At 71.1% G+C, this 12,301-nt stretch carries 15 protein-coding genes; 13 read left to right on the top strand and 2 right to left on the bottom strand.

Annotated elements, in window-relative coordinates; genetic code table 11:
- Position 1: 1 nt before the first annotated feature.
- On the top strand, positions 2-943 hold the full coding sequence (gene pdxS / locus ACERZO_RS48245) for a pyridoxal 5'-phosphate synthase lyase subunit PdxS (RefSeq protein ID WP_372672796.1): 942 nt from the start codon (positions 2-4) through the stop codon (positions 941-943).
- Between the two features lie 4 nt (positions 944-947).
- Here pdxS and ACERZO_RS48240 read toward each other — a convergent pair whose 3' ends face one another.
- Positions 948-1,511 carry a helix-turn-helix domain-containing protein gene (locus tag ACERZO_RS48240; RefSeq protein ID WP_086675259.1) on the bottom strand — a complete coding sequence of 188 codons (564 nt, stop codon included), beginning with the start codon at positions 1,509-1,511 and terminating at the stop codon, positions 948-950.
- 69 nt (positions 1,512-1,580) lie between these two features.
- On the opposite strand from ACERZO_RS48240, the gene ACERZO_RS48235 reads away from it, so the two are divergent.
- The 5 genes from ACERZO_RS48235 to ACERZO_RS48215 all read left to right on the top strand — a co-directional run bounded on the left by ACERZO_RS48235 (position 1,581) and on the right by ACERZO_RS48215 (position 5,018).
- Positions 1,581-2,273, top strand: coding sequence for an AzlC family ABC transporter permease (locus ACERZO_RS48235; RefSeq protein WP_372672750.1), 693 nt, complete (start codon positions 1,581-1,583; stop codon positions 2,271-2,273).
- Entirely contained in the window at positions 2,273-2,593 is a 321-nt protein-coding gene (locus ACERZO_RS48230; protein WP_257925815.1) for an AzlD domain-containing protein, read from the top strand. Before ACERZO_RS48235 ends, ACERZO_RS48230 begins: the two co-directional genes overlap by 1 nt.
- A gap of 375 nt (positions 2,594-2,968) precedes the next feature.
- Positions 2,969-3,586 (top strand): pyridoxal 5'-phosphate synthase glutaminase subunit PdxT, encoded by a 618-nt coding sequence (gene pdxT, locus ACERZO_RS48225; RefSeq protein WP_372672749.1) that lies wholly within the window; start codon positions 2,969-2,971, stop codon positions 3,584-3,586.
- Positions 3,587-3,627: 41 nt separating this feature from the next.
- The gene (locus ACERZO_RS48220; protein ID WP_086675256.1) at positions 3,628-4,383 is read left to right on the top strand and encodes a YebC/PmpR family DNA-binding transcriptional regulator; all 756 of its coding nucleotides are present in this window, start codon (positions 3,628-3,630) and stop codon (positions 4,381-4,383) included.
- Positions 4,384-4,469: 86 nt separating this feature from the next.
- Entirely contained in the window at positions 4,470-5,018 is a 549-nt protein-coding gene (locus ACERZO_RS48215; RefSeq protein ID WP_372672748.1) for a DUF4262 domain-containing protein, read from the top strand.
- Here the strand turns inward: ACERZO_RS48215 and ACERZO_RS48210 are convergent.
- A complete protein-coding gene (locus tag ACERZO_RS48210) occupies positions 5,015-5,455 on the bottom strand; it encodes a cupin domain-containing protein (protein WP_372672747.1) in 441 nt (146 codons plus the stop codon). The genes ACERZO_RS48215 and ACERZO_RS48210 overlap by 4 nt on opposite strands.
- Positions 5,456-5,529: 74 nt before the next feature.
- On the opposite strand from ACERZO_RS48210, the gene ruvC reads away from it, so the two are divergent.
- The 7 genes from ruvC (at position 5,530) to ACERZO_RS48175 (ending at position 12,059) form a co-directional block, all read left to right on the top strand.
- A complete protein-coding gene (ruvC, locus tag ACERZO_RS48205; RefSeq protein WP_372672746.1) occupies positions 5,530-6,114 on the top strand; it encodes a crossover junction endodeoxyribonuclease RuvC in 585 nt (194 codons plus the stop codon).
- Entirely contained in the window at positions 6,111-6,704 is a 594-nt protein-coding gene (ruvA, locus tag ACERZO_RS48200) for a Holliday junction branch migration protein RuvA (protein ID WP_372672745.1), read from the top strand. The genes ruvC and ruvA overlap by 4 nt, the downstream gene beginning before the upstream one ends.
- An 8-nt stretch (positions 6,705-6,712) precedes the next feature.
- Positions 6,713-7,780 carry a Holliday junction branch migration DNA helicase RuvB gene (gene ruvB, locus ACERZO_RS48195; protein ID WP_372672744.1) on the top strand — a complete coding sequence of 356 codons (1,068 nt, stop codon included), beginning with the start codon at positions 6,713-6,715 and terminating at the stop codon, positions 7,778-7,780.
- Between the two features lie 119 nt (positions 7,781-7,899).
- Positions 7,900-8,304 (top strand): preprotein translocase subunit YajC, encoded by a 405-nt coding sequence (gene yajC / locus ACERZO_RS48190; protein WP_372672743.1) that lies wholly within the window; start codon positions 7,900-7,902, stop codon positions 8,302-8,304.
- Positions 8,305-8,523: 219 nt separating this feature from the next.
- Entirely contained in the window at positions 8,524-10,308 is a 1,785-nt protein-coding gene (gene secD, locus ACERZO_RS48185; protein WP_372672742.1) for a protein translocase subunit SecD, read from the top strand.
- A gap of 1 nt (position 10,309) precedes the next feature.
- Complete coding sequence (gene secF, locus ACERZO_RS48180; protein ID WP_372672740.1) at positions 10,310-11,539, top strand: protein translocase subunit SecF; 1,230 nt, start codon at positions 10,310-10,312, stop codon at positions 11,537-11,539.
- Between the two features lies 1 nt (position 11,540).
- Positions 11,541-12,059, top strand: a complete 519-nt coding sequence (locus ACERZO_RS48175) for an adenine phosphoribosyltransferase (RefSeq protein ID WP_372672739.1) — start codon at positions 11,541-11,543, stop codon at positions 12,057-12,059.
- Positions 12,060-12,301: the final 242 nt, after the last annotated feature.

Here is a 12,301-nt window from a genome sequence, read left to right as displayed (position 1 = left end):
CGTGTCGAAAGGCCTCGTCGTGTCCGAGCAGCAGACCACCGCCACCGGCGGCACCGTCCAGTCCGTCACCGGCACCGCCAAGGTGAAGCGCGGCATGGCCGAGATGCTCAAGGGCGGCGTGATCATGGACGTGGTCACCGCCGAGCAGGCCAAGATCGCCGAAGACGCCGGCGCGGTCGCGGTCATGGCGCTGGAGCGCGTGCCCGCCGACATCCGCGCCCAGGGCGGCGTCGCGCGGATGAGCGACCCCGACCTGATCGACGGCATCATCGAGACCGTCTCGATCCCGGTGATGGCGAAGGCCCGCATCGGCCACTTCGTCGAGGCGCAGGTGCTGCAGTCCCTCGGCGTCGACTACATCGACGAGTCCGAGGTGCTCACCCCGGCCGACTACGCCAACCACATCGACAAGTGGGCCTTCACCGTCCCCTTCGTCTGCGGCGCGACCAACCTGGGCGAGGCCCTGCGCCGGATCACCGAGGGCGCGGCGATGATCCGCTCCAAGGGCGAGGCCGGCACCGGCGACGTCTCCAACGCGACCACACACATGCGTAAGATCCGCGCCGAAATCCGAAAGCTGACGTCGCTGCCGGAGGACGAGCTGTTCGTCGCGGCGAAGGAGCTGCAGGCGCCGTACGAGCTGGTTCGCGAAGTGGCGCAGAACGGCAAGCTCCCGGTGGTGCTGTTCACCGCGGGCGGCATCGCCACCCCGGCCGACGCGGCGATGATGATGCAGCTCGGCGCCGAGGGCGTGTTCGTCGGCTCGGGCATCTTCAAGTCGGGCAACCCGGCCCAGCGCGCCGAGGCGATCGTCAAGGCGACGACGTTCTACGACGACCCGGACGTGCTCGCGAAGGTCTCGCGCGGCTTGGGTGAGGCCATGGTCGGCATCAACGTCGAGGAGCTCCCGGAGCCCCACCGCCTCGCCGAGCGCGGCTGGTGATCCGCTAGACGTACTCGGAGATCTCGACGCCGTAAGTGCCCGGCTCGAGGGCTTCGAAGATGTGCGGGACGTCGCCCGGGTAGGAGATGTAGTCGCCGGGGTTCAGCTCCTCCGGGGCCTCCAGCACGCCCACCCGGGCGCGTCCCGCGCACAGCACGATGTGCTCCATCACGCCGGTCATGTGCGGGTCGGACCGCCGCGGCGTCCCGGGTTCCGCCCGGATGAGGTACATGTCCCGCCGCGCGGACGGGGGACAGGCCGACAGCAGCGTGCACGCGTAGTCGGCGTGTTCGGCGAACACCGTCGGGCCCTTGCCCGCCCGGATGACGCGGACCTTCGGCCGTTCGGGCTCGACCAGCCGCGAGAACGGGACGTCGAGGGCGACGCCGAGCGCCCAGAGCGTCTCGACGCTGGGGTTGCCGGTGCCGGACTCGAGCTGGGACAGCGTCGACTTGGCCAGCCCGGCGCGGCGCGCGACCTCGGTCAGGGAGAGGCCCGCGCGGGTCCGTTCGCGACGCAGGGACGCCGCGATGATCTCCAGCGGCGCGCCCGTCGTTTCCTGCGACATTGCTGTTCGCTCCATCGGTCGTTCTGTTCGCCTTGACGAACATGGGTCCCTGTGTTCACCATAGAACACATGCGTTCGATATGGCGAACACTCGATCGGGGCCTGGCCCGTGACATCGGCCTGGTCTGCTTGGCCGATTGTCTCGTGGGGGTGTCCTACGGGGCCATCGCGGTGAGCTCGGGCTTCCCGCTGTGGCTGCCGATGCTGATGTCGCTGCTGGTCTTCGCCGGCGCGTCGCAGTTCATGTTCATCGGGATCGTGGCCGCGGGCGGCAACCCGTTCGCCGCGGTGCTCGCCGGGCTGCTGGCGAACGCGCGGCACCTGCCGTTCGGCTTCGCGATCGGAGACGTGCTCGGCGAGCGGTGGGCGGCCCGGCTGGCGGGCAGTCACCTGATGATCGACGAGTCGGTGGCGTTCGCGCTGGCCCAGCGCGAGGTCGGCCGGCGGCGGGCGGCGTACTGGGCGTGCGGGATCGGCCTGTTCGCCTGCTGGAACCTCGGCGTGGTCGCGGGCGCGTTCGCGGGGACGGCGATCAGCGACACGGACGTGTTCGGCCTGGACGCGGCGTTCCCGGCGGTGCTGCTGGCTCTGGTGCTGCCGTCGCTGCGCGACCGGGCGGCGCGGCTGCCGGTGCTGGTCGGCGTGGTGGTCGCGCTGGCCGCGACGCCGTTCCTGCCGGCCGGGCTGCCGGTGCTGCTCGCGCTGGCGGGCGTCGTCGTGGGGGCCGTGGCGAAGGAGCCGGAACTGCAGGAGGTGAGCTGATGGACGGGGTGGAGCTGCTGGTCGGCACGGCGGTGCTGGCACTGGGGACGTTCGCGTTCCGGTTCGCCGGGCCGGTGCTGCGCAGCCGGGTGAAGCTGTCGCCGCGGGCGGAGAGGCTGATGGCACTGGCGGCGGTGGTGCTGCTGGCGGCGCTGGTCGCGGTGAGCGCGCTGACGGAGGGACACGGGTTCGCCGGCTTCGCCCGGCCGGCCGGGGTGCTGGTGGCGGGGGTGCTGGCGTGGCGGAAGGCACCGTTCGTGCTGGTGGTGGTGGCCGCGGCGGCGACGGCGGCGCTGCTGAGGCTGGCCGGGGTTCCCTGATCGGCCGGCGGAGGTCGCGAATGACGCTTCGGGACCTCCGGCGCCGCGAATGCGCCATTCGCGGCGATGCTCTCGGCCGGCGGCTCGGATGGCCGCGGCTCGGACAAGGCGTTGTTGGCGGGTTGCCAGCGTCCCAAGGTGGCCTTCGGTGCGTCTTACGCACCGAAGGCCACCTTGGGTGCGTGAGACGCAACCAAGGCCGCCTTGGGGCGCTCGGTGGGGTGCCGGACGTCTTGAATGACTCATTCAGGTCTCCGGAGGTCCTGAATGACTCATTCAAGACCCGGGCGGCGGGCGGCGGGACCGGGGTTGACCTGCCGCGCAAGTGAACTGACAGAGCGTCTAGGCTGGTGGGAAGGTCTTTCGGGAGGTCGGGTGTCGTCGGAACCGGTCATCGGTGTGCTCGCCATGCAAGGCGCCGTGCGGGAGCACGTCGCCATGCTGGAAGAAGCCGGTGCGCGCGCTGTGCCCGTCCGGCGGGTCGGGGAGCTGTCTGAAGTGGACGGTCTCGTGCTGCCCGGTGGCGAGTCGACCACCATGTCGCGGCTGCTGGAGAGCTTCGAGCTGCTCGAACCGCTCAAAGCGCGGATCGCCGAAGGCATGCCCGCCTTCGGGTCGTGCGCCGGGATGATCCTGCTGGCCCGGCAGACCCTCGACGGGCGGCCCGACCAGCAGCAGCTCGGCGGCCTCGACGTCGTCGTGCGGCGGAACGCCTTCGGCAGGCAGGTCGACTCCTTCGAGGCCGACCTGGACTTCGCCGGCGTCGAAGGCGAAGTGCACGCCGTTTTCATCCGGGCCCCGTGGGTCGAGAAGGCCGGTGACGGCGTCGAGGTGCTGGCCACCGTCAGCGGCGTGCCCGGTGTGGACGGCGGCACCGCTAGGATCGTCGCGGTCCGGCAGGGGGCGGTGCTGGCGACCGCGTTCCACCCGGAGCTGACGCCCGACGTGCGGGTGCACCGGCTGTTCGTCGACCTCGCGCGGAAGGCAGCCTGAGACGCGGTGCCCGGCCGGGGTACGGAACAGATGGAGGAGAGATGAGCGGCCACTCCAAGTGGGCCACCACGAAGCACAAGAAGGCCAACCTCGACGCGAAGCGCGGCAAGCTCTTCGCGCGGTTGATCAAGAACATCGAGGTGGCCGCCCGCACGGGCACCGGTGGTGGCGACCCGGATGGCAACCCGACGCTCTACGACGCCATCCAGAAGGCCAAGAAGAACTCGGTCCCGCAGGACAACATCGAGCGCGCCCGCAAGCGCGGCGCCGGTGAAGAGGCCGGCGGCGCCGACTGGCAGAACATCACGTACGAGGGCTACGGCCCCAACGGCGTGGCCGTGCTGATCGAGTGCCTCACCGACAACAAGAACCGCGCCGCGATGGAGGTCCGCACCGCGCTCACCCGCAACGGCGGCTCCCTCGCCGACCCCGGCTCGGTCGCCTACATGTTCAACCGCAAGGGCGTCGTGCTCATGCCGAAGGCGGAGGCCACCGAGGACGACGTCCTCATGGCGGTCCTCGACGCGGGCGCCGAAGAGGTCAACGACCTCGACGAGAGCTTCGAGATCGTCTCCGAGGGCGGCGACCTGGTGCCGGTGCGCAAGGCCCTGCAGGAGGCCGGCTTCGAGTACGAGTCGGCGGAACTGACGTTCCTCCCGACCGTCAGCGTCCCCCTGGACGCCGACGGCGCGAAGAAGGTCTTCAAGCTGATCGACGCCCTCGAAGACTGCGACGACGTCCAGAACGTCTACGCGAACTTCGACGTTTCGGACGAGGTGCTCGCCGAAGTCGGCTGAGTTTTCCCTTGCTCCGCAAGGAAACAGGGCCCGGGTCGGAAACTTTCCGGCCCGGGCCCTGTGTTCCCGCGGGATCCTCAGGCAGAATGTGCGCCGTGACCTCGACGACCCCCGCCTCCGCCGACATCACCGCCGAACTGTCCGCCGAAGAACTGCGCCTGATCGAATGGATCGAGACGCAGGCGAAGGAGCGCGGCAACGCGGTCATCACGGTCGCCGGGGACGACGAGGGTGCCGGCTACTGCTTCACCGCCTGCGCGTGGGCCCTGCACCACGTGCCGGAAGCCGTCGTGGTCGGGCTGCCCGACCAGATGGGCCAGGTGCTGCTCGACGCCTACGTCGACCGCGCGGCCAACGGCGAGATCTTCGAGGTCGGCCGCCGCTACGACGACTTCTTCGAAGGCGTCCCGGTCGTCCTCGAGCGCGTCAACAAGGGCCACTACCCGGAGTACTTCGGCACGGCCTTCTTGATCTACCCGGACGGCGACTTCCCGGCGCTGCAGCTGATCGTCGCGACGCCGGAGGGCAAGTTCCCCTGGCACCCGGACGCGCCCGAGGGCTTCGCGCAGTGGCAGCTGGTGCTCACCGAGAGCGGCGACCCGGAAAGCTGGACCCCGGGCGTCGACGGCCCTTAGAACTCCCGCAGGTCGGCGGCCGCTTCCGGGTACTGCAGAGCCAGGTCGGCGGCGGCGCGGAACTCCACGCAGTCGTCGGTGTACGGCGGCACCACGACCGTGCCCAGCAGGCTCCACGGACCGCGCGTGACCGCCGCCTGCCATGTCCCCGCCGGCACGACGACCTGCGGCCGCTCGCCGGCGGCGACGTCGGTGCCCAGCACCGGCCGCTCGACCGAACCGTCCGGGTGCAGCAGCAGCATCGCGGCCGGCGCCCCGGCGTGGTGCACCCAGACCTCGGTGCGGTCCAGCCGGTGCGGCGCCGAGCGCTCCGGCGCGGCGAGCAGGTAGTAGATCGCGGACCCGGCGGCCGAGCGCCAGCTCTGCGCCCACCGCCCGCCCTCGACCGGCAGGGGCGCCAGCCCCAGGTGGGTGACGAAATCGGACGGCTCCGGCATGTCTGCCATCCTGCCGCAGACGCGCCCAGTAGCCTGCAGGCTCGAACTGGTGTTCGCGGCGGAGGGAAAAGCGGGTGCGGGTGCTCGGGGTCGACCCCGGTCTGACCAGGTGCGGCCTGGGGGTGGTCGACGGCGGCAAGGGCCGGGCCGTCCGGTGCGTCGCCGTCGACGTCGTGCGGACGCCGCCCGACGCCGACCTGGCCCACCGCCTGCTCGGCATCTCCGACGAGGTCGAGCGGTGGATGGACAAGTACCAGCCGCAGGCCGTGGCCGTCGAGCGCGTCTTCGCCCAGCACAACGTCCGGACCGCGATGGGCACCGCGCAGGCCGGCGGCGTCGTCGCCCTGGCCGCCGCGCGCCGGGGCCTGCCGGTCGTCTTCCACACGCCGAGCGAGGTGAAGGCCGCCGTCAGCGGCTCCGGCCGGGCGGACAAGGCGCAGGTCACGGCCATGGTGATGCGGCTGCTCAACCTCGAGGTCGCGCCCAAGCCGGCCGACGCCGCGGACGCCCTCGCCCTCGCCATCTGCCACCTCTGGCGCGAGCCGATGCGGGCCCGGCTCGCCGAAGCCGAAGCCCGGGCGGCCGAGATGGCCCGTACGCACAAAGCCCGCCTCGCCGCGGCGGCGAAACAAGCCAAGAACCCTGGAGCAGCACGATGATCTCGTCCGTACGCGGAGAAGTCCTTTCGGTCAGCCTGGACCACGTCGTGGTCGAGGTCGGCGGGGTCGGCTTCGCGGTGCAGGCGACCCCGGCGACGCTGGCGACCCTGCGCCGCGGCGAAGAAGCCCGGCTGCACACCGCGCTGGTCGTACGCGAGGACTCGCTGACGCTGTTCGGCTTCGCCGACGCCGACGCGCGCGAGCTGTTCGGGCTGCTGCAGACGGTGTCCGGGATCGGGCCGCGGCTCGCGCTGGCCACCCTCGCCGTGCTCGACCCCGACAAGCTGCGCGCCGCGCTGGTCGAAGGCAACATCACCGTGCTCACCTCGGTGCCCGGCATCGGCCGCAAGGGCGCCGAACGGCTCACCCTCGAACTGCGCGACAAGGTCACCGCGCTCGGCTCCGGCGACGCGCCCGCGGTCACCGCGCCCGGCGCGCTCCGCTCGGAGGTCGTCGAGGCGCTGGCCGGGCTCGGGTTCCCGGCCAAGCAGGCCGAGGCGTCCGTCGACAAGGTCCTCGCCGACGGTGACGGCCACACGACCGCGAGCGTGCTGCGCGCCGCGCTGGCCACCCTCGGCCGGAAGCGGTAGGCGCGGCCGTGGAGTATGAAGCCGTGGAGGAAGACGAAGCCCTCTCGGCGTGGGCCCAGACCGGCGAGGACACCGTCGAGGGCACGCTGCGGCCCCGCAAGCTCGACGAGTTCGTCGGCCAGCCGCGCGTGCGCGAGCAGCTGGAGCTGGTGCTCGAGAGCGCCCGCCGCCGCGGGGTGCCGCCCGACCACGTCCTGCTCTCCGGCCCGCCCGGGCTGGGCAAGACGTCAATGGCGATGATCGTCGCCGCGGAGCTGGGCGCGGCCATCCGGATCACCTCGGGGCCCGCGCTGGAACGGGCCGGCGACCTCGCCGCGATGCTGTCCAACCTGGCGCCGGGCGACGTCCTGTTCATCGACGAGATCCACCGGATCGCCCGCCCCGCCGAGGAGATGCTCTACCTCGCGATGGAGGACTTCCGGGTCGACGTCGTCGTCGGCAAGGGCCCGGGCGCGACCAGCATCCCGCTGGAAATCGCCCCGTTCACGCTGGTCGGGGCGACCACGCGGTCGGGTTCGCTGACCGGCCCGCTGCGCGACCGGTTCGGCTTCACCGGGCAGATGGAGTTCTACACCGACGCCGAGCTGGAGCTGGTCGTCCGCCGCGCGGCGACGATCCTCGAGATCCCGATCGACCGCGACGGCTGCGCGGAGATCGCCGGCCGCTCGCGCGGCACGCCCCGGATCGCGAACCGGCTGCTGCGGCGCGTCCGCGACTACGCCGAGGTCCGCGCCGACGGCAAGGTGACCCGCGACGTCGCCCGCGCCGCGCTGGCCGTCTACGACGTCGACGAGCTGGGGCTCGACCGGCTCGACCGGGCCGTGCTCACCGCGCTGACCAGGTCGTTCGGTGGCGGACCGGTCGGCATCTCGACCCTGGCGGTGGCCGTGGGGGAGGAGGCGACCACCGTGGAAGAGGTGTGTGAGCCCTACCTCGTGCGCGCCGGTATGCTCGCCCGCACCCCGCGCGGCCGGGTCGCCACCGCGACCGCGTGGGAACACCTCGGCATGGTGCCCCCCGCGGACCTCCCGGGGCGCCCGGACCAGGGCGGGCCGTCGCCGTCCGAGCAGGACTGAACGGCCCGCACCGGCGGGTGGGTGCTGGCGTCCGCGCTGGTACCTGGCACACTTGACAGGAGCACATACCCAAAAACCGGACATTTCGGCTGGGCCCGGTGTCCGTCGAACGGAGAATCATGCAACAGCTATTGCTGCCCCTGCTGCTCGTGCTCGTCCTCGCCGTGCCGCTGGTGATGAGCACGCGGAAGCAGAAGAAGCAGCAGGCGGCGCAACAGGAGCTGCAGAACAGCATCGCCCCCGGTGACCGCGTGATGACCACTTCCGGTCTCTACGGCACCGTCGCCGACGCTTCGGGCGACACCACGATCGACATCGAGATCGCCCCGGGCGTCGTCACCACCTGGCTGCGGCTGGCGGTCCGCGAGAAGGTCGAGCCGGTCGTCGAGACCGACGAGGACACCGCGGACGAGGCGGAGGCCCCCGCCGAGGAGTCGATCATCGAGACGAGTTCCGGCATCAAGGACGAGGAGCCGCAGACCACGGCTCAGGTCGCCCCGCCGCTGGAGCACGGCAAGAAGTAGGCCCCCGCGGCACCCTGGGGCGGGCCGCGGAAACGCCCGACGAAAGTCGGTGTGGCCTCGCACGCCGGGCTCACGCAGCACCGAGTACTGTCTCGGTGCTGCGTGCGTGTCCGCCGTCATACCCGTGCCCGGGAGTGAATCGCACACAGTCCCTCCCGGTAACCCTCCGGGCGGGCACCGCATAGTTGGGGCAACCCAGTCCGAGGAGACCGAAGCACCGTGGCATCATCGGCCGGGCATCTCCGCCCGGGACGCTATCTCGCCTTCTTCGCCCTGATCGTGATCGTGCTGTACGCGCTGGTGTTCCTCACCGGCAACCACAAGCCGACCCCGAAGCTGGGCATCGACCTGCAAGGCGGCACCCGGGTCACGCTCACCGCCCGCACCCCCGACGGCGGCCAGCCCACCCGGGAATCCCTGAACCAGGCGCGCCAGATCATCGAGCGCCGCGTCAACGGGATCGGCGTCAGCGGCACCGAGGTCCTCCTCGACGGCAACAACGTCGTCATCACCGTCCCCGGCGAACAGGGCGACCAGGCGAAGAACCTGGGCAAGACCGCGAAGCTCGGCTTCCGCAAGGTCGTCGCGAACGCGACCCAGCCGGTCGTGCCGCCGCAGACCACGACCCCGCCGCCGGCCACCGGCACCCCGACCTCGGGCGCCCCGAGCAGCTCCGCGCCGCCCGCTTCGTCGAGCGCGCCGCCGTCGAGCCCGGCCGCCGGTGGTGGCGGTGCCGCAGGCGCCCTCGCGCCGCAGCAGAGCACCACGCCGGCCCCGCCGAGCAGCAGCACCACGCCGCCGCCGGCGTCGAGCCAGGCCCCGGCCCCCGCGGACGGCTCGGTGGACGCGCAGACCGCGCAGGAGATCCAGGCCGCGAAGGCGGTCCGCCAGAACAAGGACCTGATCGGCGCCGACGGCACCCCGAACCAGGACCTGCTCGCGAAGGCGATGGCGGCGCTGACCTGCGCACCCAACGCCAAGGATCCCCTCGAGGGCAACGACGACCCGAAGCTGCCGCTGGTCGCCTGCGGTGACCACGACACCTACAAGTACCTGCTGGAGCCGGAGTTCCTGCCGGGCACCGAGATCGCCGACGCGACCTCGGGCTACGACCAGCAGCGCGGCCAGTGGGTGGTGAACCTCAGCTTCAAGAGCGAGGGCACCAAGATCTGGGCGGACTTCACCTCGAAGAACGTCAACCAGCAGGCCGCGTTCGTCCTCGACACGCAGGTCGTGTCGGCGCCGAACATCCAGGTGGCGATCCTCGACGGCAACACCCAGATCACCGGCAAGTTCACCCAGTCCGAGGCGAAGGACCTCTCGGACATCCTCAAGTACGGCTCGCTGCCGCTGTCGTTCGCTTCTTCGGACGCCACGACGGTGTCGGCGACCCTCGGTCTGGCCTCGCTGCAGGCCGGCCTGATCGCCGGCGGCATCGGCCTGCTGGTCGTCTTCATCTACTGCCTGTTCTACTACCGGCTGCTCGGCGTGCTCACCATCCTGTCGCTGGCCCTGTCCGGCGCGCTGGTGTTCGCGGTGCTGGTGCTGCTCGGCCGCTGGATCGGCTACACGCTGGACCTCGCGGGCATCGCCGGCCTGATCATCGCCATCGGTATCACGGCGGACTCGTTCGTCATCTACTTCGAACGGCTCAAGGACGAGATCCGGGAGGGCCGGACGTTCCGGTCCGCGGTGCCGCGCGGCTGGGTCCGCGCCCGGCGCACCATCCTGGCTTCGGACGCGGTGAGCTTCCTGGCCGCGGCCATCCTGTACGTCATCGCGGTCGGCGACGTCCAGGGCTTCGCGTTCACCCTCGGCATGTCCACGGTGCTCGACCTGGTCGTCGTGTACCTGGTGACGCACCCGCTGGTGGCCATGGTGTCCACGTCGAAGAACGCGTTCCTGTCCAATCCGAGGCACCTCGGTCTCGGCGCCGTGCAGCAAGTGGGTTCGCAGCGTAAGAAGTCGACCACGGTCGGCCGCGCGAACGTGAAGGAGGCCTGACGTGGGGGTCGAAGAACTGGGCACGGACGCCGAAGGCAACACCAAGGTGGCCGCCAAGCCCGGCAAGAAGGAAAGCGTCTTCCACCGGCTCTACGTCGGCACCGGCGCCTTCGACGTCGTCGGCAAGCGCAAGCGCTGGTACGTCTTCTTCGGCGCGCTGGTGCTGGTGTGCCTCGCGTCGATGATCATCCGCGGGTTCAACCTCGGCATCGAGTTCGAGGGCGGCACGCAGATCCAGATGCCCGCCAACGGCACGCACGGCGTGATCACCGAGCAGCAGGCGAAGGACTCGTTCGAGAAGGCACTCGGCCGCCCGGCGGCCGAGGCGCAGAAGGTCGGCACCGGCGCGGCGTCGACCATCCAGATCCGCACCGACACGCTGAACGCGGCCGACGTCGCGAAGGTCAAGCAGGGCCTGTTCCAGGACCTGGGGCCGAAGGGCACCAACGGCCAGCCCAGCGTGCAGGCGATCAGCGACAGCGCGGTGAGCGCGTCCTGGGGCGGTGAGATCTCGCAGAAGGCGCTGATCGCGCTCGGCGTGTTCCTCGTCGCGGTGGTCATCTTCCTGGCGATCTACTTCGACCTGCGGATGGCCGCGGCGGCGCTCGTCTCGCTGCTGCACGACATCCTCGTCACGGCCGGCGTGTACTCGCTGATCGGTTTCGAGGTCACCCCGGCGACCGTGATCGGCCTGCTGACGATCCTCGGGTTCTCGCTTTACGACACGGTGGTGGTGTTCGACAAGGTCCGCGAGAACACGCGCGGCCTGCTCGGGCTGACCCGCCGCACCTACGGCGAGGCCGCCAACCTGGCGCTCAACCAGACCCTGATGCGGTCGTTCAACACGGCGTTCATCGCGCTGCTGCCGATCCTGGGCCTGCTGATCGTCGGGTACGTCCTGCTCGGTTCGGGCACACTGCAGGACCTCGCGCTGGTGCAGCTCACCGGTACGCTGGTCGGCGTCCTGTCGTCGGTCGCCCTGGCGACGCCGCTGCTGGTCGACTTCAAGATGCGCGACCCGAAGTACGCGCAGCAGGCCGAGCGGGTCCGCCAGCGCCGCGTCACCCAGGAGCGCAAGGCCGCGGGCGAAGAGGACTTCGACGCCTCGGACGACGACGCCTTGGCGAAGGAGCTGCGCAAGGAGCGGGCGTACGCGGCCGCGGCCAGCGTCCCCGCCCGGATCCAGAAGCAGCGCCCGTCCGGTAAGCCCGCGGGCAAGCGGAAGCGCTGACGTGGAGCTGGACGACGCCCTCGGCCTGATCGCCGAGGTGCCGGACTTCCCGGAGCCCGGCGTGCTGTTCCGCGACCTGAGCCCGCTCTTCGCGGACGCGGGCGCGTTCAAGGCGGTCACCGACGCGCTGGCGGAAACGCTGGAACCCGGTGTCGAGGCGCTCGCGGGTGTGGAAGCCCGCGGGTTCCTCCTCGCCGCGGCCGTCGGGTACGCCCGCGGCCTCGGCGTGGTGCTGATCCGCAAGCCGGGCAAGCTACCGCAGGTGGCGGGCCGGGTGGACTACGCGCTGGAGTACGGCACGGCGACGGTCGAGCTCCCGGCCGGCGTGGTGAAGCCGGGCCAGCGCATCGCGATCCTGGACGACGTCCTGGCAACAGGCGGCACGGTAGCGGCAACGGGCAAGCTCCTGGAGGACGCGGGAGCCGAGGTCGACGGCGTGTCGGTGGTCCTGGAACTGGGCGCACTCGGCGGCCGCGAGGTACTGGGCGGCCGAAAGGTCCACGCGCTGAAGACCTGCTGAGAGGGCTGCCAAGGCCGGGTTCTCGGGCCAGAGCGGCCAGGGCGGGGCAGGCATCAACCCGCACCGCACCCCACCCAGGCCTCCCCGCAACCCCGATCCGAAGCCAGAACACGGCCGGCGGTGCCGGGTCAAGGCATCTTTCCCGCCTTGACGCGGTACTGCCGGCCGTAGTCACAATCGGGCATCGGGGTGGTGGGCTTGTTCGTGGTGGGCTTGTTCGTGGTGGGCTTGTTCGTGGTGGG

The sequence above is a fragment of the Amycolatopsis kentuckyensis genome (assembly GCF_041679295.1).
GTDB lineage: Bacteria > Actinomycetota > Actinomycetes > Mycobacteriales > Pseudonocardiaceae > Amycolatopsis > Amycolatopsis kentuckyensis_A.
The sequence above is the reverse complement of the archived record's forward strand: the minus strand, read 5'-3'. Positions and strand labels throughout refer to the sequence as shown.

Bases quoted from the DNA above. Each gene is read 5' to 3' on its own strand.
- ACERZO_RS48230 (WP_257925815.1), top strand. From the start codon at position 2,273: ATGGACGGGGTGGAGCTGCTGGTCGGCACGGCGGTGCTGGCACTGGGG.
- ACERZO_RS48210 (WP_372672747.1), bottom strand. From the start codon at position 5,455: ATGCCGGAGCCGTCCGATTTCGTCACCCACCTGGGGCTGGCGCCCCTG.
- ruvA (WP_372672745.1), top strand. From the start codon at position 6,111: ATGATCTCGTCCGTACGCGGAGAAGTCCTTTCGGTCAGCCTGGACCAC.
- ACERZO_RS48220 (WP_086675256.1), top strand. From the start codon at position 3,628: ATGAGCGGCCACTCCAAGTGGGCCACCACGAAGCACAAGAAGGCCAAC.
- ACERZO_RS48240 (WP_086675259.1), bottom strand. From the start codon at position 1,511: ATGTCGCAGGAAACGACGGGCGCGCCGCTGGAGATCATCGCGGCGTCC.
- yajC (WP_372672743.1), top strand. From the start codon at position 7,900: ATGCAACAGCTATTGCTGCCCCTGCTGCTCGTGCTCGTCCTCGCCGTG.
- ACERZO_RS48215 (WP_372672748.1), top strand. From the start codon at position 4,470: ATGTGCGCCGTGACCTCGACGACCCCCGCCTCCGCCGACATCACCGCC.
- ACERZO_RS48235 (WP_372672750.1), top strand. From the start codon at position 1,581: ATGCGTTCGATATGGCGAACACTCGATCGGGGCCTGGCCCGTGACATC.